Raw genomic sequence first — 23074 nt, forward strand, 5'->3', positions numbered from 1 at the left:
AACGGGCCGCGAGGCCCGTTTTTCCCTGCGGGGCTTAGCCCTTTTTGTGTGAGTCGCCATCATGAAACGAGTTCTCTCCATTCAATCCCACGTGGTGTTCGGCTGCGCCGGCAATGGCGCAGCCGTGTTTCCCATGCGCCGCATGGGGCTGGAAGTCTGGCCGGTCAATACCGTGCAGTTCTCCAACCACACCCAGTACAGCGCGGGCTGGCAGGGGATGGGGATGCCGGATGGCCACATCCGCCAGCTGATGACGGGCCTCGCCGACATTGGCGTGCTGGGGCAGTGCGATGCGTTGCTGAGCGGCTACCTCGGCTCTGCCGAGCAGGGGGAGGAGATCCTGGCCGCGGTGGCCCATCTCAAGGCGCTCAATCCAGAGGCCCTCTATTTTTGTGACCCCGTCATGGGTCACCCCGACAAGGGGTGCATAGTGGCCCCCGGTGTCGCCGATTTCTTCAAGACGCGGGCGCTGGCCTGCGCCGACATGCTGGCCCCCAATCTGCTGGAGCTGGAGCAGCTGACCGACCGCGAGATCCAGAATCTGCCCGAGGCGCTGGCGGCCTGCCAGCAGCTGCGCGAACAGGGGGTCAAGCTGGTGATGGTCAAGCATCTGGGGCGGGCCGGGTTTGCCCTGGACAGGTTCGAGATGCTGCTGGTGTGCGACGCCGGGGCCTTTCATATCTCCCGGCCCCTCTATCCGTTCAAGCGCCATCCCATCGGGGTGGGGGATCTGCTCAGCGCCATCATGCTGGCCAATCTGCTGGCCGGACAGGATCCCGTGCAGGCGTTCGAGCGCACCAACGCCAGCGTGGATGCGGTCATGGCCCACACCTGGCTGGCGGGGGCCTATGAGCTGCAGCTGGTGACGGCGCAGCAGGCGATGGCCGAGCCCGAGGTCCACACCCGCGCCATCCGGCTCTAGCCTGCCGTTCTTGCGGCCAGGGCTAGCCGGCGCGGCGTGTCAGTTGTGCCTCCTGGCGGGGGCCGAGCGGCCGGGTGCGACGCAGCGGACGGGGCGCGCAGGCCAGGGCGAGGCGGCGCCACTCCCGCCACAGCAGCCAGCACAGCGGCAGGGTCAGCAGCAGCACAGTGGTGGGCTGGGCCATCAGCACCCCATCGCGGCCCCACTGCAGCGGCAGCAAGAAGATCAGCGGCAGCAGCAGCAGGGTCTTGGCCGCCGAGATGATCAGCGCCTGGCGGGTGCGCGCCATGGATTGCAGCAGCACTATGCCGAACATGATGATCCCCTCCAGCGGGATGGCGGCGAGGTTGAGGGTCAGGCTGCTGACGGCAGCGGACAGCAGCTCCTCATCCTGATCGCCGGTGTAGAGCATGGCCACCTGGCGTGGCAACAGCTGGATCAGCAGCCAGACCAGCATGCCGTAGATCAGCGTGATCTTGAGCCCCATCTCCATCAGGAACTTCAGATCCCGGTGGCGCCTGGCCCCCGCCGCCTGGCTGATGAGGGGCTGGATGCCGAACGCCAGGCCTTGCAGGATCACGATGAACACCGCCTCGGTGTAACCGGCCACGGTGAAGCCGGCCAGATCCTTGACCGAGCCGTGGACCATCAGCTGGCTGTTGTGCAGCAGCAGCAGCAGCCCCAGGTTGAACTGGGCGATCAGGCTCGGCAGCCCGGTGAACAGCAGGCCGGGCATGGCCGGCAGATCGGGCGCGAGCTGGCGCCACGAGAGGCGCAGCCTGGCATGGGAGCTAAAGAAATAGCCGAGGCCCAGCAGGCTGACGATGCCCTCCGAGATGAGCGTGGCCTGGGCCGTGCCCACCAGCCCCAGTCCCAGCCGGCCGACCATCACATAGTTGAGCAGGATGTTGAGCACGGCGCCGGCACTGACCAGGATCATGGCCAGTCTGGGCCGGCCGTCGTTGCGCAGCAGGTAGGGCACCGCCAGGTTGCTGGCCAGCAGCAGGGTGCCGCCGCCGATCCACAGGAGGTAGTCGCTGGCCTGCTGCCAGGTCTCGGTGCCTTGCTCGATCCCCAGCCCCAGCAGGATCTCGATGTGCCAATGGTACAGCAGCAGCGGCGCCGTGGTGCCCAGCAGCACCAGCAGCCAGAGCGCGTTGACCAGGGCCTGGCGGGCCTGGCGAAGGTTCTTCGCCCCCTGCTGGAAGGAGATGGCGGTCGCCGCCCCCATGGCGATCATGGCGGCGAGACCGATCAGCACCATGATGACCGGATAGACCAGGTTGATGCCGGCGAGGCCGGCGGCCCCCACGTAGTGGCCGACGAAGATGCCGTCGACCAGGTAATAGGCGCCGGACACCAGCATGGCGAGGATGGAGGGGAGGGCATAGCCCCAGAAGCGACGGGTCATGGCCCGTTGGCGTCGGGTGAAATAAGCGGACATGGCGATGCTTCTTGCTGTGTTGGGATCGAAGCACCAGTGTAGATTTTTACGTTTTGATTGATAATCCGGTGTTTATTTGATGAGTTGATGAATTCCGCTCAGTAATTGCGGCGGCTGGTGGTGCGCCTTGAGCATGTCGATCAGGGCGCGCAGGCCGTGTCCCAGCTGATGGCGGCTGGGGTAGAAGAGACAGAAACCGGCAAAGGTTGGGCTCCATGAGGTCAGCACGCTCACCAGGCTGCCGCTCGCCAGCTGCTGGCGAACCTCCTCCTCCAGGCAGTAAGCCAGCCCCAGCCCCGCCTCGGCGGCCCCCAGGTAGAGGGCCGGGGTGCTGGTGGTCAGCGGCCCGCTCACCTCGATCTCCAGCAACTTGCCGTCGGCGGCAAAGGCCCAGCGGTAGTGGTGATGGGGGGTAAGGCGATAGCCGATGCAGTCATGCTGGACCAGCTCGGCCGGGTGCTGGGGCGTGCCGCGCCTGGCCAGATAGGCCGGGGATCCCACCACCAGATAGCGCTGCAGCGGCCCGAGCGGGATGGCGATCATCTCCTTGGGCAGCAGGTCGCCATAGAAGATGGCGGCATCATAGCCGTCCTCAATGAGGCGCGGCATCAACTCCTGCTCCACCACCTCCACCTGCACCCGCGGATAGCGCACCAGATAGTCGATCAGCACCGGGGCCAGCACCTCATCGATGGCCCCGCGCGGCGCACAGATCTTCAACCTGCCGACCGGCTCATCACTGTGACGGGTCAACTCGTCGAGGGCCCCCTCCAGCTGGGTCAGAGTCGGCACCAGCTGTTGCAGCAGCCGCTGACCGGCGTCGGTCGGCACCACGGCTCTAGTGCTGCGATTGAGCAGCCTGACCCCGAGCCGACTCTCCAATCCCTTCAGGCTATGGCTCAGGGCGGAGGCCGAGACCCCGAGTTCGAGGGCGGCCTTGCTGAAGCTCTGGTGGCGGGCGACGGCGGCAAACACCGCCAGTTCGGCGAGATCGGTGCGGGTGATGGTCATCTTGATTCGACAGGCTGAGGGCGAAAAACAAGGGTACGCCAAGGGGCTGAGACACACAATCTGCGTTCGGAACCAGACATGTTACGCATTTGTTGGTCGCGGTAAGTATTGGAATCTATTGAAACAAATTTGATTTGTTAAAAAAAGCTAACAAATCGGCGTCTGTAATGTGATCTCGAACGACCGAAAGTCGACCACAGTCAAACTTTGGTTGATTAATTCAAAAAAACGCTGTGATTAATAGGGGCATTTAATTAGAGTCAGCTCATCGGATGAGGTGCTTGTTGCTGGGTTGTTAACGCAAGCGGGTGCCTCAACCAGGTTCAGGATCTCATGCCGTCGTTTGTTGCAATTCGGTTATCACAAGGGGCGATAGCCTGATTGCCGGGGCGTGAGGGGGTAGTGACAAGGACGAACAGCAGGCGTTCCAGGGAAACGGAACCGGGCCAGCTGGCCAATAGACAACAAGATTTCACTTTCCTTGATGACAGGAACAACTTATGTCCGACATGAATATTGCAGTTGATGGTCGTTTAGCCAGTCAGGCTTCCCGTGGCATCAATAAGGCCGACCTGGTCTGGATGCTGGGTCTGTACGGTACCGCTATCGGTGCCGGTGTGCTCTTCCTGCCGATCAACGCCGGTGTGGGTGGCCTCTGGCCGCTGGTTGCCATGCTGATCCTGGCTCTGCCGCTGACCTTCTTCGCTCACCGCGGTCTGGCCCGCTTCGTGCTGTCCGGCTCCACCCGTGATGGCGACATCACCGAAGTCGTAGAAGAGCACTTCGGCAAGACTGCAGGCAAATTCATCACCCTGCTCTACTTCTTCGCCATCTACCCGATCGTACTGATGTATTCGGTCGCCATCACCAACACCGTTGAGAGCGTGATTGTTCACCAGCTGGGCATGACTGCACCGCCCCGTGCCATCTTGTCGCTGGCGCTGATCCTGGGTCTGATGGCGATCGTTCGCCTCGGCGGCCAGTTCATCGTCAAGGCGATGAGCGTGCTGGTATTCCCGTTCGTGATCACCCTGATGGGCCTGGCGTTCTACCTGATCCCGCACTGGAACGGTACCATCATCACCGAAGCGCCAGCGCTGGCTGACGCCTTCAACGGTGACTTCCTCAAGACCCTGTGGCTGGCCATTCCGGTCATGGTGTTCTCCTTCAACCACTCCCCGATCATCTCCTCCTTCGCGGTGGACAACAAGGGTCGTTACGGTGAAGGTGCCGAGAAGAAGTGCAGCAACATCCTGCTGGGTGCCCACGTCATGATGGTCATGACCGTCATGTTCTTCGTGTTCAGCTGCGTACTGAGCCTCTCCCCGGCTGATCTGGCGGCTGCCAAAGAACAGAACATCTCCATCCTGTCCTACCTGGCCAACCACTTCGACAACCCGGTTATCGCCACTGTGGCTCCGTTGATCGCCATGGTCGCCATCAGCAAATCCTTCCTGGGTCACTACCTGGGTGCACAGGAAGGCATGAACGGCCTGATGGCCAAGGCGCTGCGCGAGAAGGGCAAGAACGTTGACATCAAGCAGCTGAACAAGGTGACTGCGGTCTTCATGATCCTGACCACCTGGGCTATCGCCACCATCAACCCGAGCATCCTCGGCATGATCGAAGACCTGGGCGGCCCCATCATCGCCATGCTGCTGTTCCTGATGCCGATGTACGCCATCACCAAGGTTCCGGCCATGCGCAAATACGCTGGCAACATCAGCAACGGCTTCGTGACCCTGATTGGCCTGATCGCCATGTCCGGTATCATCTACAAGCTGATTGCCTGATAACTCCGGTTACGCTGTTGAAAGAAGAAGCCGCCTCGTAAGAGGCGGCTTTTTTTGTTTGAGCAACGGATAGCCCTTAACAAGCAAGGGGCTGCGGCCTAACATGGCGGGGTGTTTTTTCAGTCAGGACAAAAGGATATGTCTGCGTTGAAGAAAGAGCTCGGGCTCTGGCAGGGGATGGGGCTGCTCGCCACCTCCCTGCTCGGCACCGGGATCTTCGTGGTACCGGCGACCGCGGCGTCGCTGGCGGGGGGCGCCTCGCTCTGGGCCTGGTTGTTGCTCATAGTGCTGGTGCTGCCCATCGCCTTCACCTTCGCCCGGCTCGGCCGCCGTTATCCCCACGCGGGCGGGGCACCCCATCTGATCGGGCTCGCCTTTGGCAACGGTGCCGAGCGTTTCTCCGCCTTCCTGTTTCTGGCGGTGCTGCCGGTGGGGCTGCCCGCCGCGCTCACCATAGCCGCCGGCTTCTGGCACGCCCTGTTCGATCTGGGCGAGCTGACCCTGTGGGCCATCCAGCTGTTGACCTTGCTCGGGGTCTTCCTGCTCGGCCTGCGTGGCGCCCGCTCCTCCGGCAACCTGCAACTGCTCATCGCGCTGGCGATCCTGGGGCTGACCCTGCTCATCTGGATCAAGGGAGATCTCAGCTGGCGCGACGCGGCCCAGCCGCTGCCGACGGCAGCCGAGTGGCCCGCCATGGGCACGGCGCTGGCGGTGATGTTCTGGTGTTTCGTGGGGCTGGAAGCCTTCGCCCACATGGGGGAGGAGTTCAAGCGGCCGGAGCGGGACTACCCGCTGGCCCTGCTCGGCGGCGTGCTGCTGGCGGGGCTCATCTACTGGGTCCACTCGCTGGTGGTGCTCAAATATGGCCTCTATGGCGATGAGGCGACCAATGCCACCGCCATCCCGGCGCTGCTCTCGCTGCTGTTCGGGCCGACCGCCAAGTGGTTGGTGGCCATTCTGGGGTATCTCTCCTGCTTTGCCAGCATCAACATCTATCTGCAGGGTTTTGCTCGCCTGATCTGGAGCATGGCGCGGGAGGGCAAGCTGCCGGTCTCCCTCTCCCGGCTCAGCGCCCGCGGTGCCCCGCTGGCGGCCCTGTGCTGGGTGCTCGCCATCTGCCTGCTCTCCATCACCCTGATCCTCTGGTGGCGGCTGCCCCTGGATGCGCTCATTCGCTACGCCAACGGCAACTTCGTGCTGGTCTACCTGCTCTGCATGGCGGCGGGCTGGCGCCTGCTCGGCGGGGTGGGCAAGGGGCTGGCGGGCCTGAGCGTGCTGCTCTGCCTGGCGGTGCTGGTGGCGCTCGCCTCCGAGGTGCTCTACGCCCTGCTGCTGAGCGCGGGCTATGGCCTCTTCTCCCTGTGGCGGCGCCATCGTCGTCGGGGCCATGTCAGCCGCCTCTCGACCATCGAGTAACGCCGCGTCACGGATAAAAAAAGCCCCGCCAGTGCGGGGCTTTTTCATGGTGCTCGAGGTTAGCCGTCAGTCGAGGCCGAGCCGCTCGGCGAGCAGCCGTAACTCGTCGCGCCAGCCCTGCTGCAGCCGCGGGGTCTGATGCCTGGGCTTGCGGGCGAGATCGGCGGCCAGCAGGCCATCCAGCTCGTACCAGCGTGCCAGCAGCGCCTCGTCGCCCTCCGCCCGGGTAGTCTCCTCCGTCGGCGCCTCATGGGGTGCGATGCCGCCGGGGGGCAGGCTGTCGCCGCGCAGCTCGGCATAGGCTTGCTCGGCGCCGTGGGCCTCCAGGATCCTGCCCTCCCTGATCACCCAGAAGCGGTTGCAGCTGTGCTCGATCAGATCCCGGTCGTGGGAGATCAGCAGCACCCCGCCGGCAAACTGCGCCAGCGCCTCGGCCAGCTCCTCCTTGCCCTCCAGATCCAGATGGTTGCTGGGCTCATCGAGCCAGAGCAGGTGATGGCTCGCCAGCGACAGGGCGAGAAACAGCAGTCTGGCCCGCTCGCCGCCGCTTAAGGCATGCACCCGTTGGCCGTGACGGGCGTAGGGGAAGCCCGCGCGGATCAGGGCCTGGCGCAGGGTTATCGCCGGCAGCGGGGCCAGGGCATAGAGCGCATCGGTCAGGGTGGCCTGGTCGTCGAGCTGCTGCAGGGACTGATCGTAGTAGGCGATGCTGGCCGCGGGGTGATGGTACCAGCCTTCACCCTGGCGCTGCTCGCACAGCTCACGCCAACACTGGCGCAGCAGGGAGGACTTGCCCGCCCCGTTGGCACCGAGCAGGGCGACCCTGTCGCCGGAGCGCAGCCAGAGCCCCTCGGCCCGCAGCAGGGGCGGCAAGGCGGGGGCCGGGCGCACGTCGAGCGCCTCCAGCCGCAGCAGGGCGTCGGCGGGCAGCCCCAGCCCGTGCAGCTCGAGCCGCCAGGGGGCGCCGGCACCGACCAGGCTCTGCTCCTCCCGCAGCCTGACGATCCGCTTCTCCATGGACTTGGCCTGGCGCACCAGCTTGGCGTTGTCATGCTCCCGTCCCCAGATGGCGAGCCGCTTGCTGCTGGCGCTCAGGCGGTCGATCTCCTTCTGCTCATCGGCCCGGCGCTGGCGGGCGCTCTCGTCCTCCTGTACCAGCGCCGCCCTGGCCTGGCTGCAGGGCAGGGCGAAGCGATAGAGGCGTCTGTCCCGCAGGATCAGGGTGTCCTGGGTGACCCGGTCGAGCAGGCGGGCATCGTGGGAGACCAGCACCAAGGCCCCGCGCCAGCCCTGCAGGAACTGCTCAAGCCAGAGCAGGGAGGGGAGATCCAGGTGGTTGCTTGGCTCGTCGAGCAGCAGCAGATTGGGTTGGCGCAGCAAGGCGCGGCCCAGTTGCAATCGGCTGTGCTGGCCGCCGCTCAGGCTGGTGACGACCTGGGTGGCGTGCGGCGCCAGCTGCAGATCCTCGAGCATCTTGTCCAACTGCCAGCCGAGGGCGGGATCGTCCGCTACGGCATCGCCGAGGGCGGCGCGGGTGCTGAGTCCGTGCAAACGGCTGGGAAGGTGCTGCGTCACGAACTCGCAGCGACAGGGGGCGGCTCTGTGGATGCGCCCGTCATGGGGCTCGACCTGGCCGGCCAGCAGGCTGAGCAGGGTGCTCTTGCCGCTACCGTTGGCGCCGATGAGGCCGATGCGGTCACCGCTGTGGATGCTGAGATCGATGCTGTCGAACAGGGGAAGCTCTCCCGCGTTCATCTGCAGGGAGTGGGTGCTCATCAAAGTTGTCATGCTCTTGCTCTCTAAAATGCGGGATCAAAGATCCCTGTCATCAGGAGCGCTGGCGACAACGGTCGAGAAAGGTCTCGGTCAAGAAGGGAGTCGGCTTTGCTCGAACCCGCTATCGCAGCGCGATGGTATGCAGGCAAGAGCACTCGAATGTGCCGAACAGGCGGGCCGAGAACATCGGACACGCTTGGATAACCATTTTTTACCTCCTTATTTTCGTGATGGCACCGTGCGGCGATTATAGGCACAGAAGAAAAGGGTCGTCTATCGGGGCCATGAGGTGTCAAGACAGGTGGGGGGAGAGGCTCAGAGGGTGGGCGATGAGAGCGGCCTCAGCCTGCGATAACGCAACAGCCCCGCGATGCGGGGCTGTGTTACAAAGTGGTGGGGGTGAGCGAGCCAGTCAATCGCGGGGGGTCTTGAGCGCCTGGATCACGTCGTCGCCGGGGGCCAGCTCGCTGACGTGGTTGAAGCTGTCGAGCCCGGCCTGCGGGTTGATGGTGAACGCATCGGCGCTGAGGTAGCCACCGCTGCCGGCGCTCTCCACTATGACGATGAGCTCCGGCTGCTTGTCACCGTTGAGATCCTGCAACTTCAGCTCCTTGATGCCGCCGTCCCGCGCCTGCACCTTGCCATCGATGAACTGATCGAGGGGGAACTGGGGGTTGGCGCCGGAATAGAGGCGCACGTCGTAGCTGCCGATGGAGGCGGGTTCACCGCGTCCCTCGGCGACGGTGAGCACCTGACCGGTGGGGAGCGTCAGCTGCTTGAAGAAGCCCTCTGCCGCCTGGCTGGTCAGTGGCAGAGTGAGCAGTCCGAGAGTAATCAATAAGGCTTTCATGGATGTGACCCTTGTTGCTGCTGGGATGGCAGGGGCAAGCCCCTGCCGTCATGTCTGTGTTCGGCGCCGGACTCAGTGTTGGTCCGGCGCCTTCTCTTTCACTACCCTATCCGGTGCGCTTGGCCGGGTCCAGACAGGGAGGATTTCTCTGCCCTCTCTATTACCATATCTTGACCCGTTTGGCAGGGTCCAGATAGAGCTTGTCGCCCGGCTGGATGTTGAACGCCTCGTAGAAGGCGGGGATGTTCGGCACCACCCCGTTGACCCGATACTCGGGCGGGGAGTGGGGATCCGAGGAGAGCAGCATCTGCATCAGCTCGGGTCTGTACATGCCCTTCCACACCTGGGCCCAGCCGAGGAAGAAGCGCTGCTCGCCGGTGAAACCGTCCAGCACCGGTGCCTCCTTGCCATCAAGGGAAAGCAGGTAGGCCTTGTGGGCTATGGTGAGGCCGCCGAGATCGCCGATGTTCTCCCCCAGGGTGAACTGGCCGTTGACGTACTGGCCCTTGATGGGCTCGAAGCGGTTGTACTGGGCCACCAGCCGGCTGGTGCGGAAGCGGAACTCCTTGAGATCGCTTGGGGTCCACCAGTCGCGCATCACGCCATCGCCATCGGACTTGGCGCCCTGATCGTCGAAGCCGTGGCCCATCTCATGGCCGATCACGCCGCCGATGGCGCCGTAGTTCACCGCGTCATCCGCTGTCATGTCGAAGAAGGGGGGCTGCAGTATGGCGGCCGGGAACACTATCTCGTTGTTGCTCGGGTTGTAGTAGGCGTTCACCGTCTGCGGTGACATGTGCCACTCGTCCCTGTCCACCGGCTTGCCGAGGCGGGCCAGGTTGTCGGCGTATTCGAAGGCGCGGGCCCGCTGCAGGTTGCCCACCAGATCGTCCTGGCGGATCTCGATGGCGCTGTAATCCTTCCACTTGTCCGGGTAGCCGATCTTGGGCCTGAACTTGGCGAGTTTGGCCAGGGCCTGGGTCTTGGTGGTCGGCGACATCCAGTCCAGCTCCTCGATGCTCTGGCCGTAGGCGGTGCGCAGGTTCTCCACCAGCTGCTCCATGCGGGCCTTGGCCTGGGGCGGGAAGTAACGCTCCACATAGAGCTGGCCGACCGCCTCACCCAGCAGATCGTCAAGCACCCCGAGCGCACGCTCCCAGGGGGCGCGCTGCTTGGGGGTACCGCTCAGGGTGGTGCCGAAGAAGGCGAAGTTCTGGCGGTCGGTCTGGCCGTCGAGATAGGGGGCGTAATCGGTGATTAGGTGCCACTTGAGGTAGGCTTGCCAGTCGCCGATCGGGGTCTGCTGCATCAGGCCGTTGAGGGCCGACAGATAGCTGGGCTGGCCGATCACCAGGCTGCTCTGGCCGGCGAGGCCGGCCTGGCCGAGATAGGCGTCCCAGTCAATGCTCGGGGCGAGGCGCTTGAGCTCGCCGAGGGAGCCCTTGTTGTAGTTCTTCTCCCGATCCCGCAGGGCCACGTTGTCCCACTGGATCTGGGCGATCCGAGTCTCCAGGGCCAGGATGCGTTTCGCCTTGGGCCCCGCATCCGTCTCGCCGAAGCGGCTCAGCATGCCGGCGATGTGCTGCTCGTACTTCTGTCTCAGCGCCTGGCTGGCCGCATCGCTCTTGAGGTAGTAGTCCCGATCCGGCAGGCCGAGCCCGGACTGATAGAGGTAGACCGCATAGCTGTCCGGCGCCTTGGCGTCGGCATCGATCCAGAAGCCGAACGGGGCATTGCCGCCGAGGCGGCCGGCCTGGGCGAAGGCCTTGGCCAGCGTGCTCTGGTCGCTGATCCGGTCTATCTCGCTGAGCTGGGGCAGCAGCGGGGCCGTGCCCTTGGCGTCTCGCGTGGCCTGATCCAGGTAGCTGCGATAGAGATCGTGGATCTGCTGGGCCGACGTCCCCGCCGCGGCCGCCTTGCCGTCCAGCCCTTCCACCAGCACCCGCACATCGGCGAGGGACTTGTCCCGCAGCAGGTAGAAGGCGCCGTCGGCCGGCCTGTCGTCCGGGATCTTGGCCGTCGCGAGCCAGTGGCCGTTCACGTAGCGGAAGAAGTCATCACCGGGCTTGACCCGGGTGTCCATGTTGGCCAGCGCGAGGCCGGAGTGCTTGCTTGCTGTGTCCGGCGCCTGACTACAACCGGCTAACAACGCCAACCCGATGAGGCCGGCCAGTATGCTTTTCTTATTGTTCATTCGCTTGATTCCAATTCGGGTTATTCAGCTTCCCAGCCCAGCTCGGGAGGGATCTCACTCTAGCAGTCCGGTTACAGCTTGATAAGCCTGACTCTGCTAAGATCCCACCAGCCGTTTTGGGGAAGCCTATGATTTCTCGTATTTATTCTCGTTTTTGTCAGACCCTGCCAGCGCCGGAAGGTTCCAAAGGCCTGCTGGTTGCCTTCAGTGGCGGGCTCGATTCCACCGTCTTGCTGGTGCTGGCGGCGCAATTTGCCCGCGAACACCGGCTCGGGTTGCGCGCCCTGCACGTGCATCACGGCCTGAGCCCCCATGCCGACGCCTGGGTGGCGCACTGCGAAGGCCTGTGCCGGCAGCTGGCGGTGCCGCTCCTGGTCGAGCGGGTGCAACTGGCGCGCGGCAACGGCGAGAGTCTGGAGGCCCAGGCCCGTGAGGCGCGCTATCTGTGCCTGGCCGCCCATCTCGGGCAGGGGGAGTGGCTGCTCAGCGCCCACCACCAGGACGATCAGCTGGAGACCCTGCTGCTGGCGCTCAAGCGCGGTGCCGGCCTGCGGGGGCTGGCGGGGACAGTGCCAGATCAGCCCTTCGCCGGTGGCCGCCTGCTGCGACCGCTGCTCGAGATCAGTCGGGCCGAGCTGGCGGAGGCGGCGGCGAGCCTGCCCCATGGCTGGGTGGAGGATGAGAGCAACCTGGACGAGAGCTATGATCGCAACTTCCTGCGCCAGACGCTGATCCCGCAGCTCAAGGCGCGCTGGCCCGCCATGGCCCAGACGGCGGCGCGCAGCATGGCGATCTGCGCCGAGCAGGAGGCCTTGATCACCGAGCTGGCGGAAGAGGATTGGCAGCGGGCCGGGGAGGGGGATGCCTTGCACATAGCTCCGCTGCAGGCCCTGTCGCCGGCCCGGCGCAACAACCTGCTGCGCCACTGGATCCGCCGCCAGGGCGGGGAGATGCCCTCGCGGGAGCTGCTTGGCCTGCTATGGCAGGAGGTGGCGCTGGCGCGGGAGGATGCCAATCCGCAGTTGGGCTTGAAGGATCTGGAGTGCCGCCGCTTTCAGGGACGGCTGTATCTGGTGCGACCCAATCTGCTGTCCCGGCACGAGGCGCTGCCCATCCGGGTGGGGGAGTCGGTTGAGCTGCCGGACGGGCTGGGCCGGCTCAGCCTGTGCCTGCAACCCGAGGAGGAGGGGCTGCGCTTGCCCCGGGCGGACGAGCCGCTGTCGGTGCGTTTTCAGGTGGCGGCGGGCAGCATGCTCAAACCCGTGGGGCGGGTGGGCAGCCGGCGGCTGAAGAAGCTGCTGCAGGAGTATGGAGTCCCTTCCTGGCAGCGGGGCCGCATCCCCATCCTCTATTACGGCGAGCAGGTGGCGGCGGTTGCCGGCCTCTTCGTCTGTGATGGCTTTCAGGTGCCGGCGGGCGGCATCGGCTGGCATTGGCAGAAACCTGAGCCAGTCGAGATTTGAACCCTGCCCATCACTCCGATGGGCCGGTGACTGCGGCCCGCTTGCGGGCGTATGGATGAGGGCATCGGCTGGCACTGGCTTGAGCCGTTACTCCGATGGGCCGGTCACTCCGGTTCTCTTGCGGGCGTATGGATGAGGGCATCAGCTGGACCATCACTCTGACGCACCGCTGACTCCGGCTCTCTTGCGGGCGTAGAGGTGGGCATCCGCCGCCTCATACAGGCTCTGCACATCCACCCCGGCCTGCCAGCTGGCGGCGCCCAGGCTGCAGCTGACCGCGAAGGCGCTGAGCTCCTCGTGGCTGTGCATCACATGTTGCAGGCGTAGCCAGACCGGGCGCCAGGCCTCGGGTTCGGCGGGTTGCAGCAAGAGCGCGAACTCGTCACCACCGAGGCGAAAAGCCTGATCCGTGCCGCGGATGCAGCCGTTGAGCAGTTGCGCGAAGCGGCTCAGCACCAGATCCCCCACCGGGTGACCCCAGGTGTCGTTGACCTGCTTGAACCTGTCCAGATCCAGCAACACCAGTACCAGGCCGTGGGATTCCCGGCAGTGCTGCTCCACCGCGCGACCTATGGCCTCATCGAAGTAGGAGCGGTTGCCGAGCCCGGTCAGGTGATCGAGCCGCACCTGCCGCTCCAGCCCATCCAGCCGCAGATAGAGCGGCAGTGGCAGGCAAAGCAGCTGATGATATTGGCGCAGCAGCCGCTGCTGATCGTCGCTCAGGGGCTGCTCCAGTTCGTATTGCAGCAGACCGAGGCGCTGATCATGCTGGCCACGCAACTCGAATCGATAGCTATGCAGCACCTGATGGGTCTGGGGCGGCCGGCAGATGAGGCTATGGGGCTGGTCGCAGTCGAGATGGAGGCTATGGATACGGACAACCTTTGCCACCCGCTCGGCAAAGATTGCCAGCAGGGCGTCAAGATCCCGTTGTGCCAGCAGCCGCTCGAGCAACTGCTGGCGCTCCTGGCCGGCCAGCGGCCTGAGCCGCTCCATCTGCTGCACCCACTGCTCGATGCCATGCCCGAAGCCATTCAATGATGATGTGTTTTCCACGCGACAGCCCCTAACCATCCAGCTTGCTTGTCCTTGCCTGACTCTTTCTTGCAATACTTGTGCCCTAAATATGTTCGATAGTGAACAAGGGTGCTGGCTAGGCTTAACGAAACAAAAAGGGAGGAAAAAAGAGGTGGCTGGCGGGGTGCCAGCGGCGCGGCTAACGCCTCGCCGGCCTCGCCGTGCACGGGCTTTGGCCCAGTGTAGAACCGCCAGAGGCAAGCACGAGTGAAATGGACGCCGGGAGCCTGAGGCGTTCCTCAACGCTGGTGAAGGGGTTGGCCTCGCGGCCGCCGCGTCGGGAGATGAATGGGAGAAGCCATTGTATGCAGACGTATTGATCCTGCTGCTCGCCGCCGTCCTGCTGGTGGCGATCTTCCGGCGCCTCGGTCAGCCGGTGATCCTCGCTTACCTGTTCGTCGGCATGCTGCTCGGCCCCCATGGCGCCGCCATCGTCACCGGGCAGGCGATCATGCAGACCATAGGGGAGCTCGGCATCGTCTTCCTGATGTTCTCCCTCGGACTCGAGTTCTCACTGCCGCGCCTGCTCTCCATGCGCAAGCTGGTGCTGGGGGTCGGCGGCCTGCAGGTGCTGTTCACCACCTCGCTGTTCTTCTGGCTAGGGTGGTGGTGGGGGCTGACCCTGCCCCAGGCGCTGGTGGTCTCTGGCACCCTGGCGCTCTCCTCCACCGCCGTGGTGATCAAGCAGCTGGGGGAACTGAAGCAGCTGCACACCCGCCGCGCCCAGCTCGGGGTGAGCATCTTGCTGTTCCAGGATCTGGCGGTGGTGCCGCTGCTGGTGATGATCCCCATACTCGCCAGGCCCGAGGTGCAGGGCAGCGCCCTGTTGGCGGAGATCGCCTGGGCCTCCCTCAAGGGGCTGTTCGCCCTGATCGCCCTGCTCGCCGTGGGAAAATGGCTGCTGCCCACCCTGTTTCACGAGGTGGCGCGGGCGCGCTCCGACGAGCTGTTCGTGCTCAGCGCCCTGCTGGTGGCCTTGCTGGCGGCGTCGCTGACCCAGTGGATGGGGCTCTCCATGGCGCTCGGTGCCTTCCTGGCCGGCATGATGCTGGGGGAGTCCCACTATCGCCATCAGCTGGAGGTCGACATCAAGCCGTTTCGGGACGTGCTGATGGGGCTCTTCTTCATCACCATCGGTATGGCCATGGAGTGGCAGCTGGTGGCGCGGGTCTGGTGGCTGGTGCTCGCCAGCGTGCTGGGGCTCATCCTGTTCAAGTCGTTGCTGGTGCTGCTGGCGGGCCGGTTGATGGGGGAGCGCAAGCGCGATGCCATGGCGGCCGGCATCATGCTGAGCCAGGTGGGGGAGTTCGGCTTCGTGCTGCTGGCGCTGGCGAGCCACCATGGCTTGCTCAGCCAGCAGCAGGTCTCCCTGCTCATCGGCATCGGGGTCACCTCCATCGCCCTGACCCCCTGGCTGGTGCAGAAGGCGCAGGGGCTGGCCCACTCCCTTACCGATGCTGCGCTGCTCTCCCGCTCCGAGGTGGCCCAGTCGGGATTGAGCAAGCATCAGCACGTCATCATCGCCGGCTTCGGCCGCACCGGGCAGACCTGTGCCCGTTTTCTCAAGCTCGAGGAGCTGCCCTTCCTCGCGCTGGATCTGGATCCGGAGCGGGTGAACGAGGCCAAGCTGGCGGGGGAGCAGGTGGCGTTCGGTGACGCCAGCCGCCGGGATATCCTGCTGGCCGCCGGCCTCATGCGGGCAAAGTTGGTGATCATCACCTTCGATGATCGCAAGCGGATCGATGCCATGCTGACCCTCATCCGGGAGCTGGCGAGCGGGGTCAAGGTGCTGGTGCGCACCCGGGACGACAGCTTTCTCGAACACTACAAGCAGGCCGGGGCCTTCGAGGTGATCCCCGAATCCCAGGAGGGGGCCCTGATGCTGGTGTCCCACCTGCTGGTCAACTGCGACATCCCCATCGGCCGGGTGATCCGGCGCATGGAGCACGAGCGCAGCAGCCAGTACCGCTTCCTGCACGGCTTCTACTGGGGGGATCAGAGCGCCAACAACCTGGAGACGGATCAGCTGCTCGAGCGGCTGCATCCCGTGCTGCTGCACGATCAGGCCTGGGCGGTGGGGCGTCGGGTGCGGGAGCTGGCCCTCGGCGAGGTGCGGATCAAGGCGATCCACCGCGGCGAGCAGAGCTTGGAGCCGAGGCCCGAGCTGCGGCTGGCCGCCGGCGATCGACTGGTGCTGTTTGGCAATGCGGTGGCGATGGAGCGGGCCGAGCAGCGCCTGCTGGAGGGGCACTAGGCGAGCCGCCTCCTCACGCCTCCTCGCGGATCCGCTCCTCTATGCCCAAGAAGGCCTCGATGCGCTGGCGTTCCCCCAGCGCATCCTGATAGCCGAGCTTTATCAGCTGCTGGCAGTAACCCGGATCGAACATCAGGAAGCTGGCCAGGCTGCTGCTCTCGCTGCCGGTGACCCCCATCACCCGCAGCAGGCGGCGCACATGGGTCGGCAGCCTGTGCAGGTAGTCGAGGGCGATGAGATCCAGATCCTGGCTAGGCCTTACCACGCAGGTCTCTACCTGGCGCAGCTTCAGTCGATTGCGCTCCCGCTCCGGAATGAGTGCCAGGGTCTGGTTGATGCGCCCCAGCCGCTCCAGATCCGAGTTGAGGGTGTCGGAGAAGACGGTGTTGAGCAGATGGCCGGCGATGTTGGAGCTGGTCAGATGGCCCTGATGCGGTGCCATCGCCGCCGGGTGTGGCGAGTCCAGGGTCACCAGCAGGATCCGCTCCGCCCCCAGGTGGATGGCGGGGCTCAATGGGCTCAGCTGGTGGATGGAGCCGTCCCCGTAGAAGCTGTCGCCGATGCGGGTGGCGGGGAAGACGAAGGGCAGCGCCGAGGAGGCCAGCAGGTGATCCGAGGTGAGCAGGGTGCGCAGGCCGCGCCGTCTGGCCCGCTCCCAGGGCTGATGCTCGGACCGTCCCTGGAAGAAGGTGGTGGAGAGACCGTCATCATAGTCAGAGGCGGTGATGGCGATGGCCTCCAGGCTGCCGTAGAGGATGTTGTCATCGATGCGGTGATAGTCGATGACCTGCTCCAGCAGGCGGCGCAGCGGTGCATTGTCGAACAGGTGGAAGGCGCGGTTGCTGCTCGGGCTGATGAGGCCGGCCGAGCCCTGATACAGGGTGCGCCACAGCAGCTGACAGGGGTGGAAGTCGAAGATGTGATGGGTCTCGAAGCGGCGCCAGATCCACTCCAGCTTGCGCACCCCCAGATGGAAGCAGGAGGCGTAGCAGGCCAGCGCCGTGACGTTCAGCGCCCCGGCCGAGGTGCCGCACAGGATGGGAAACGGGATGCCGAGGTTGCGGGGGTAGAGCTCGGCCACGGCCTTGAGGACACCGACCTGATAGGCGGCGCGGGCACCGCCACCGGTCAACAGAAGCGCTGTATTGGGTCTGGCCATGACGCTACCCCTTATGTTGTTGCCGGCAAGCAGCCACCATGGGCGGGTCTGAGCATGATGTTGCGCCTTGTTGTTGCCATCTGCGCGTTTTACCACCGAGCAATTCAACTATAAGCCGCTGTATCAAATATAAAAATGGCCGCCTCATCATTTTTTGAGGCGGCCAGTTCCAGGCAGTATCAGGCGGCGCCCTGGGGCTGGGTCAGCCGATCGAAGGCGGCGAATACCGGGGGGCTGGCGAGGATGCGGCCATGGCCGAGGCCACGGGTGCTCACCAGCCGGGTGCGGCCATCCTGCGCCGCGCGCAGCGAGTCCTTATGGGGGGCGAACCTGTCCTCCTCGTCGTGGACGATGAGGGCATGGCCGGCGCGACTGGCGAGCCGGCCGAGGGGATCCACCGTGCTGAGGGGATGCTGGTATTCCTGCTCTATCTCTTTCACCACCGCATCGAACAGCCGGATGGAGTAGCCGGAGCGCGCCACCATGCCATAGAGCTGGGGCACGTAGTCGAGCACGGGGGAGATCAGCAGCAGCGGCAGCCTGTCGAGGGCGGGATGCTGGCTGGCGAGGGTGACGGCGCCGCCCATGCTGTGGGTGATGACCCCCTCGATGGGGCCGCAGCGCTCGAGCAGCTCGTCGAAAGCGCGCACGAACCTGGGCAGGTGACCGGTGTGGCCGTCGCTCTGGCCGTGGGCCGGGTGATCGTAGGCCAGCGCCGTGAAGCCCTGGGCGGCTATATGGGCCATCAGCGGGTAGAACTGGCTGGCGCTGCCGGACCAGCCGTGCATCAGCAGCCAGACCGGTCCCTGGCCGAGTCGATAGCTCATCAGCGCCCCTTCGCGGGTGTGCACCGCCTGCTGCACCAGCCCGGCCGGAGCGTCGGTTTCACGGCTGGGTCGTTGCGGGGTCAGCAACAGCTTGCTGGCGGTACGCCTGGCGTGGGCGGGAGCCAGCACGTGGTGCAATCGGGTGCCGAGCCCCAGCAACAGCTTGCTCGGGCTGAAACGGCGGGTGTTGAAATAGATCTTGCTGCTCATGGTCATCCTGTCGTTTTTATGTGCGAACGGTCGTGCTTTTTTATCGGTTTTTAAAAGGAAAACTGAAAATCAGCGCCAGCTCAGCAGCAGACTCTCCACTTCGGGCCAGAAGTGGCGGGTCGGATCCTGACACAAATCCAGCGCATTGAACACCTGATCCCCGAGATAGAGGCCATAGAGCCGGTAGACGGCGCGCCAGGGATCCAGATCCCTGCGCCACTCGCCCTGGGTCTGGCCTTGCACCACCTGGCGGGCCAGGTAGTCGAGCCAGAAGCGCACCAGCTGGCGGGCTGCCTGCTGCACCTCCCCCTCCTGGGCCGAGGTCCAGGCATCGAGGAACATGCAGCGGCCGGCAAAACTCTGGTTCCAGGCCAGCCAGGCCCGGAGCAGGGCGGTCAGCTTCTGCTGCTGGGTCTGATGCTGCTGCCGGCGCACCGGCTGGATCACCCGCTCCCGGAACACCTCGGCGGAATAGCCCAGCACGGCGATCTGCAGGTTGTCGCGGGATTGAAAATGGGCGAACAGGCCGCTCTTGGACATCTCGCACAGGCTGGCGAGGGAGCCTATGGTCAGACTCTCCAACCCTTGCTGGCTCGCCTGCTCGAAGGCGGTCTGCAAAATGTTCTCGCGGGTCAAACGGCCCTTGCTCATCGGCGGCTCCTCACTGTTGTCTGCAGCATAAAGTACGATCGTACTATTTGTCGAGCCACAAACCGGCGGAAGGCGCTCGGCCGCTCGGGCTCCGTCGTTCATCAGCCGTAGGGCGATGAACAATGAAGGAGCTTGGCACCGAGTGCGCGGAAGGTAGGAACGCAGACCTTGCTGATGGCCTTCGCAACATTGAGTGCAGGCGCCGCCGGCTCAGTCGTCCTTGATGCCCATCTGCTGCAGGGCGATGACCGCCTGGGTGCGGTTCTTGACGCCGAGCTTGCGGAAGGTAGGTCGTGATATGGCGCCGGCTCAGTCGTCCTTGATGCCCATCTGCTGCAGGGCGATGACCGCCTGGGTACGATTCTTGACGCCGAGCTTGCGGAAGATGGCGGTGATGTGGGCCTTGATGGTGGCCTCGGAAACCTTGAGCTCCCAGGCGATCTGCTTGTTGAGGCTGCCGTCGCGCAGCATGATCAGCACCTTGTACTGCTGGGGGGTGAGGCTGGCCAGCTTGCTGGCGAAGTCGGGGCCATCCTCGGACTCGGGCCGCAGGGAGATCCCCTCCGGCACCCAGTTATCGCCTCCGATCACCGTATTGAGGGCGCTGACCAGCTCCTTCATGGGGACGGACTTGGGGATGAAGCCGAGGGCGCCGAGGCGCAGTACCTGCTGGATGATGGCGGGATCCTCCGAGGCGGACACCACGACGATCGGCAGATCCGGGTATTGGCCACGCAGGTAGGCGAGCCCTTCGAATCCGTTGGCTCCCGGCATCTTGAGATCGAGCAGCAGCAGATCCACCTCGGGGTGTTCTCCCAGCAGCTGGGTCAGGCTGTCGATGGAGTCGGCCTCCAGCAGCCGGGCCTCGTCGATGGCCATGTGCACCGCTTGATAGAGGGCGCCCCGAAACAGGGGGTGGTCATCTGCGATGACGATGGTAAATTGGCTGTCCATTGCTCACATTATTGCTAACTGATTGTTTTGAAAAATCAAACTAGCACTGCTCCTGTGGGGGGTCAAACCCGCAGCGGTGCAAATGTGAGGCGACCATGGGATGTCGTGCCAACGGGGCCGATCCATGGCATCAACAACCCAAGCAGGAGGCAATAAATGGGATCCTTGGTACTGACGGTGGGCACGGGCTCCACCTGGGCGATGCGGGCGGCGCTGGTGCTCACCATGAGCGGGCTGGAGTGGCAGGAGCAGGTGTTCGATCTGGAGGATGCCAAGGCGCTGCAGCGGTTGAAGCGGGTCTCGCCGACCGGGTTGGTGCCCTGGCTGGATGATGGCGAACTGCGGATACACGACTCCCTGGCCATCGCCGAATACCTGCATGAGCTGTGCCCGGAACGGCGGCTCTACCCGCAGGATAGGGCCGAGCGCGCCCTGGCCCGCAGCCTGTGCGCCGAGCTGCACTCGGGCTTTGGCCAGATCCGCAGCCGCCTGCCCTTCTTCCTGGGGGCGCCGACCCAGTGCGAGCCGCCGGTGGAGACCATAGGCGAGCTGGCCAGGTTGCAGACGCTCTGGGCCCAGGCGAGGGGCCCCTTCTATTTCGAGGAGGCGGGGATCATCGACGCCTTCTACGCGGTAATGGCCTACCGGCTGGCGAGCTATGGCATCCAGTTGCCCGGCCAGGCCGGCGCCTATCAGCAGGCCCTGCTGGCCTGGCCTCTGTGGCAGGAGACTCTGGTCAAGGCGCGGCTGCAGTGGCCGGCCATCGCCCGGCAGCTGGCATGAGGTGAAGGGGCCTGCGCAATGAGAGAGGGGAGCCAGTGGCTCCCCTCTCGTTTGTCTGGTGCGGGCCGGGTTATGGCTGCCGGCCGGCAAACACCACCACCACCTTGTCGGCGCCTTTTTCTCGCACGAAGCTGTAGGGTGCATCGGACAGCTTCTGGTGGCTGCCCGCCGCCACCGCCGGATGGGCGGCGCGGAACTGGCCGAGGTGCTGCCAGTGCTTGACCAGCTCGGCCTTGTCGCCGCTCCCCAGCTCCTGCCAGTTCATGTCAGAGCGCACGCTCTGGTCAAAGACGCCACCATCCTTGGCGAGATCGCGGCCGGACTCGTCGCCGTAGTAGAGCTGGATGCCGCCCGGCAGCAGCATAAAGCTGTTGGCCACCCGGCGCTGCAGCGGCACGTCCCGATAGTCGCCGAAGAACAGCTTGGTATCGTGGGAGCTGATGTAACTCAGCACGTTGAACTCCGGATCCTGATTGATGCGGCTGGCGTAGCCGGCATAGGTCGGCTCGGCCGCCGCCATGCACTGGGCCTGGGGCAGGGCGAACTCGCGCTGGTAGTCGAAGTTGATCAGGGAGTCGAAACCGTGTCGGTACCAGAAGTCCTTGGCCACCCCGTGATCCCACACCTCGCCCACCATGTAGAACGGCAGGTTGTCGAGGGCCTTGGCCGGGTTGGCGGCCTTCCACTCCTTGAGCGCCGCCGTGCCCGCCTGCTTGAGCCTGGCCCACACTGCCGGCTCCAGGTGCTTGACGGTGTCGGCCCTGAAGCCGTCGATGCCAAAACGCCGCACCCAGTCGGTGTGCCAGGCGATCAGGTAATCGCTGACCGTGGCATCGGGCAGCGCCCTGGCCAGGCTGTCCTTCTTCGCCGCGAGCAGGGGGGGCAGACCCACCGGCTTGGTCGATTCGGTCAGGAAGTCCGGCAGCCCAGCCACCGAGCCGGTCACATCGTCGGTGCCGGGTTGCGGGTAACCTGGCAGGCCGGCGCGCACCCAGTCAGGCCCCCACCACTGGTTCCAGTTCGGGGACTGGTAATCGATAAACTGGTTGTAGCCATGCCAGTCGAGGCCACCGCTCGGGCGCCACTCGTTCCAGCGGGCCGGCAATTTCCCCGTGTTCTGGGTCAGGCTGTCGAGCCCCAGATCCTGCAGATCCGCCAGGGTGGCGTAGCCGGCGTGGTTCATCACCACATCGAGGATGATGCGCATGCCGCGCTTGTGGGCCTCGTCCACCAGGGTCTTCAGGCTCTCCTCGTCGCCGTAGTTGGGGTCTATCTTGGTGAAATCCAGCGCCCAGTAGCCGTGGTAGGCGTAGAAGGGAAAGTTGCCCTGTTCGCCGCCGCCGATGAAGCCGTGCACCTGCTCCACCATGGGGGTGATCCAGATGGCGTTCATGCCGAGGGACTTGATGTAATCGAGCTTCTCGGTCAAGCCCTTGAAGTCGCCGCCGTGCCAGGTGGCGACCTCGTCCTGACCGTCTTTCTGGCGACCGAAGCTGTGATCGTTGGCGGGATCGCCGTTGTGGAAGCGGTCGGTCAGCAGGAAGTAGACGCTGGCCTGATCCCAGCTGAAGGGCTCGGGCTTGGGCGCCGCTATGGGCTCGAGCAGCAGCAAGCCGCCGCTCTCTTTCGATGGCGTTAGCGTCAGCTTGCCGCCCTTGACCACAGCCTCCTGTTTTGAGTAGGCATCCCGTAGCCGGGTGCCATCCGGCCAGACGCCCTTGAGCGACACAGTGACCGGGCCGCCATCCCAGGCGATGCAGGGCTCCTCGGGGGGCTGGCGCTTGAACTCGCTCTTCTTGGTCGCCCGCAGCACCTTGAGGCTGGGGGTCGCCGGGTTGAAGGTGAACTCGTAGTCCCCCGCCAGCATCACCCGCAGGCTAAAGCTTTGATCCTTGGCGCACTTGTCCATGGGTTGGGCGGTGCCGAAGGGGAGTGGCTGGTTCTCGCTCGGGCCGAAGCTGGTGCCGCAGCTGTTGTTTGCGTCGCTGATGCGGATCTGGTGGCTGCCCTTGCTTAAGGTGTGAGTCAGGCTGACGGTGCCCTCGTCCAGTGCCAGCGTCTCGGCCACCGGCTCGCCATCCACATAGAGGTGCAGCGCCGGTGCGGCCAGCGCCTGGCTGGCGAACAGTGGCGTGGCCAGCACGGCGAGCCACAGGGGCGAGAGGCTGCGATCGAGGCGAAGAGAGGGACGCATAAGCCATTCCTTGAGCTGGGTGAGCGGATTCCGTTGAGGAGCTCATTCTAGGGGGCAAGGTGGCGGGTCTGGATCGGTAAAATCCCGATTTGTGAG

17 protein-coding genes are annotated in these 23074 nt (G+C 64.9%); 6 read left to right on the forward strand and 11 right to left on the reverse strand.

Going from position 1 to position 23074, the window contains the following annotated elements:
* The first annotated feature begins 61 nt into the window (after positions 1-61).
* Positions 62-922 (forward strand): pyridoxal kinase PdxY, encoded by an 861-nt coding sequence (gene pdxY, locus KW821_RS00370; RefSeq protein ID WP_042654050.1) that lies wholly within the window; start codon positions 62-64, stop codon positions 920-922.
* A 22-nt stretch (positions 923-944) separates the two neighbouring features.
* On the opposite strand, the gene KW821_RS00375 is transcribed toward pdxY, so the two are convergent.
* Together KW821_RS00375 and KW821_RS00380 are read right to left on the reverse strand one after the other, a co-directional pair.
* A complete protein-coding gene (locus tag KW821_RS00375) occupies positions 945-2366 on the reverse strand; it encodes an MATE family efflux transporter (RefSeq protein ID WP_218289857.1) in 1422 nt (473 codons plus the stop codon).
* Between the two features lie 72 nt (positions 2367-2438).
* Positions 2439-3377 carry a LysR family transcriptional regulator gene (locus KW821_RS00380; protein WP_042654048.1) on the reverse strand — a complete coding sequence of 313 codons (939 nt, stop codon included), beginning with the start codon at positions 3375-3377 and terminating at the stop codon, positions 2439-2441.
* A gap of 500 nt (positions 3378-3877) precedes the next feature.
* On the opposite strand from KW821_RS00380, the gene KW821_RS00385 reads away from it, so the two are divergent.
* Entirely contained in the window at positions 3878-5170 is a 1293-nt protein-coding gene (locus KW821_RS00385; RefSeq protein WP_042654047.1) for an HAAAP family serine/threonine permease, read from the forward strand.
* 138 nt (positions 5171-5308) lie between these two features.
* A complete protein-coding gene (yjeH, locus tag KW821_RS00390; protein ID WP_218289859.1) occupies positions 5309-6586 on the forward strand; it encodes an L-methionine/branched-chain amino acid transporter in 1278 nt (425 codons plus the stop codon).
* A gap of 66 nt (positions 6587-6652) precedes the next feature.
* Here yjeH and KW821_RS00395 read toward each other — a convergent pair whose 3' ends face one another.
* The 3 genes from KW821_RS00395 to KW821_RS00405 form a co-directional block, all read right to left on the reverse strand.
* Positions 6653-8374: an ATP-binding cassette domain-containing protein gene (locus tag KW821_RS00395; protein ID WP_218289861.1), complete on the reverse strand. Its 1722-nt coding sequence runs from the start codon at positions 8372-8374 to the stop codon at positions 6653-6655.
* Between the two features lie 400 nt (positions 8375-8774).
* Complete coding sequence (locus KW821_RS00400; protein WP_042654044.1) at positions 8775-9212, reverse strand: PliI family lysozyme inhibitor of I-type lysozyme; 438 nt, start codon at positions 9210-9212, stop codon at positions 8775-8777.
* A gap of 160 nt (positions 9213-9372) precedes the next feature.
* Positions 9373-11406 (reverse strand): M13 family metallopeptidase, encoded by a 2034-nt coding sequence (locus tag KW821_RS00405; RefSeq protein ID WP_218289863.1) that lies wholly within the window; start codon positions 11404-11406, stop codon positions 9373-9375.
* Positions 11407-11534: 128 nt separating this feature from the next.
* Here KW821_RS00405 and tilS point away from each other — a divergent pair, with 128 nt between their 5' ends.
* Positions 11535-12869, forward strand: a complete 1335-nt coding sequence (tilS, locus tag KW821_RS00410) for a tRNA lysidine(34) synthetase TilS (protein ID WP_218289865.1) — start codon at positions 11535-11537, stop codon at positions 12867-12869.
* Positions 12870-13022: 153 nt separating this feature from the next.
* Here tilS and KW821_RS00415 read toward each other — a convergent pair whose 3' ends face one another.
* On the reverse strand, positions 13023-13943 hold the full coding sequence (locus KW821_RS00415) for a GGDEF domain-containing protein (RefSeq protein ID WP_218289868.1): 921 nt from the start codon (positions 13941-13943) through the stop codon (positions 13023-13025).
* A gap of 304 nt (positions 13944-14247) precedes the next feature.
* Between KW821_RS00415 and KW821_RS00420 the strand changes: the two genes are divergently transcribed.
* The gene (locus tag KW821_RS00420; protein ID WP_218289869.1) at positions 14248-16200 is read left to right on the forward strand and encodes a cation:proton antiporter; all 1953 of its coding nucleotides are present in this window, start codon (positions 14248-14250) and stop codon (positions 16198-16200) included.
* 13 nt (positions 16201-16213) lie between these two features.
* On the opposite strand, the gene KW821_RS00425 is transcribed toward KW821_RS00420, so the two are convergent.
* From KW821_RS00425 to KW821_RS00440, 4 genes are all read right to left on the reverse strand, one after another.
* Positions 16214-17359 (reverse strand): patatin-like phospholipase family protein, encoded by a 1146-nt coding sequence (locus KW821_RS00425; protein WP_218289870.1) that lies wholly within the window; start codon positions 17357-17359, stop codon positions 16214-16216.
* 179 nt (positions 17360-17538) lie between these two features.
* Entirely contained in the window at positions 17539-18396 is an 858-nt protein-coding gene (locus KW821_RS00430; protein ID WP_218289871.1) for an alpha/beta hydrolase, read from the reverse strand.
* A 69-nt stretch (positions 18397-18465) separates the two neighbouring features.
* On the reverse strand, positions 18466-19047 hold the full coding sequence (locus KW821_RS00435; RefSeq protein WP_218289872.1) for a TetR/AcrR family transcriptional regulator: 582 nt from the start codon (positions 19045-19047) through the stop codon (positions 18466-18468).
* A gap of 309 nt (positions 19048-19356) precedes the next feature.
* The gene (locus KW821_RS00440; RefSeq protein ID WP_042654036.1) at positions 19357-20001 is read right to left on the reverse strand and encodes a response regulator transcription factor; all 645 of its coding nucleotides are present in this window, start codon (positions 19999-20001) and stop codon (positions 19357-19359) included.
* A 156-nt stretch (positions 20002-20157) separates the two neighbouring features.
* Between KW821_RS00440 and KW821_RS00445 the strand changes: the two genes are divergently transcribed.
* Positions 20158-20784 carry a glutathione S-transferase gene (locus tag KW821_RS00445; protein ID WP_218289874.1) on the forward strand — a complete coding sequence of 209 codons (627 nt, stop codon included), beginning with the start codon at positions 20158-20160 and terminating at the stop codon, positions 20782-20784.
* 70 nt (positions 20785-20854) lie between these two features.
* Here KW821_RS00445 and KW821_RS00450 read toward each other — a convergent pair whose 3' ends face one another.
* The gene (locus KW821_RS00450) at positions 20855-22978 is read right to left on the reverse strand and encodes an alpha-amylase (protein WP_218289875.1); all 2124 of its coding nucleotides are present in this window, start codon (positions 22976-22978) and stop codon (positions 20855-20857) included.
* Between the last annotated feature and the right edge of the window lie 96 nt (positions 22979-23074).

This window comes from Aeromonas sp. sif2416, assembly GCF_019218665.1.
Lineage (GTDB): Bacteria > Pseudomonadota > Gammaproteobacteria > Enterobacterales > Aeromonadaceae > Aeromonas > Aeromonas encheleia.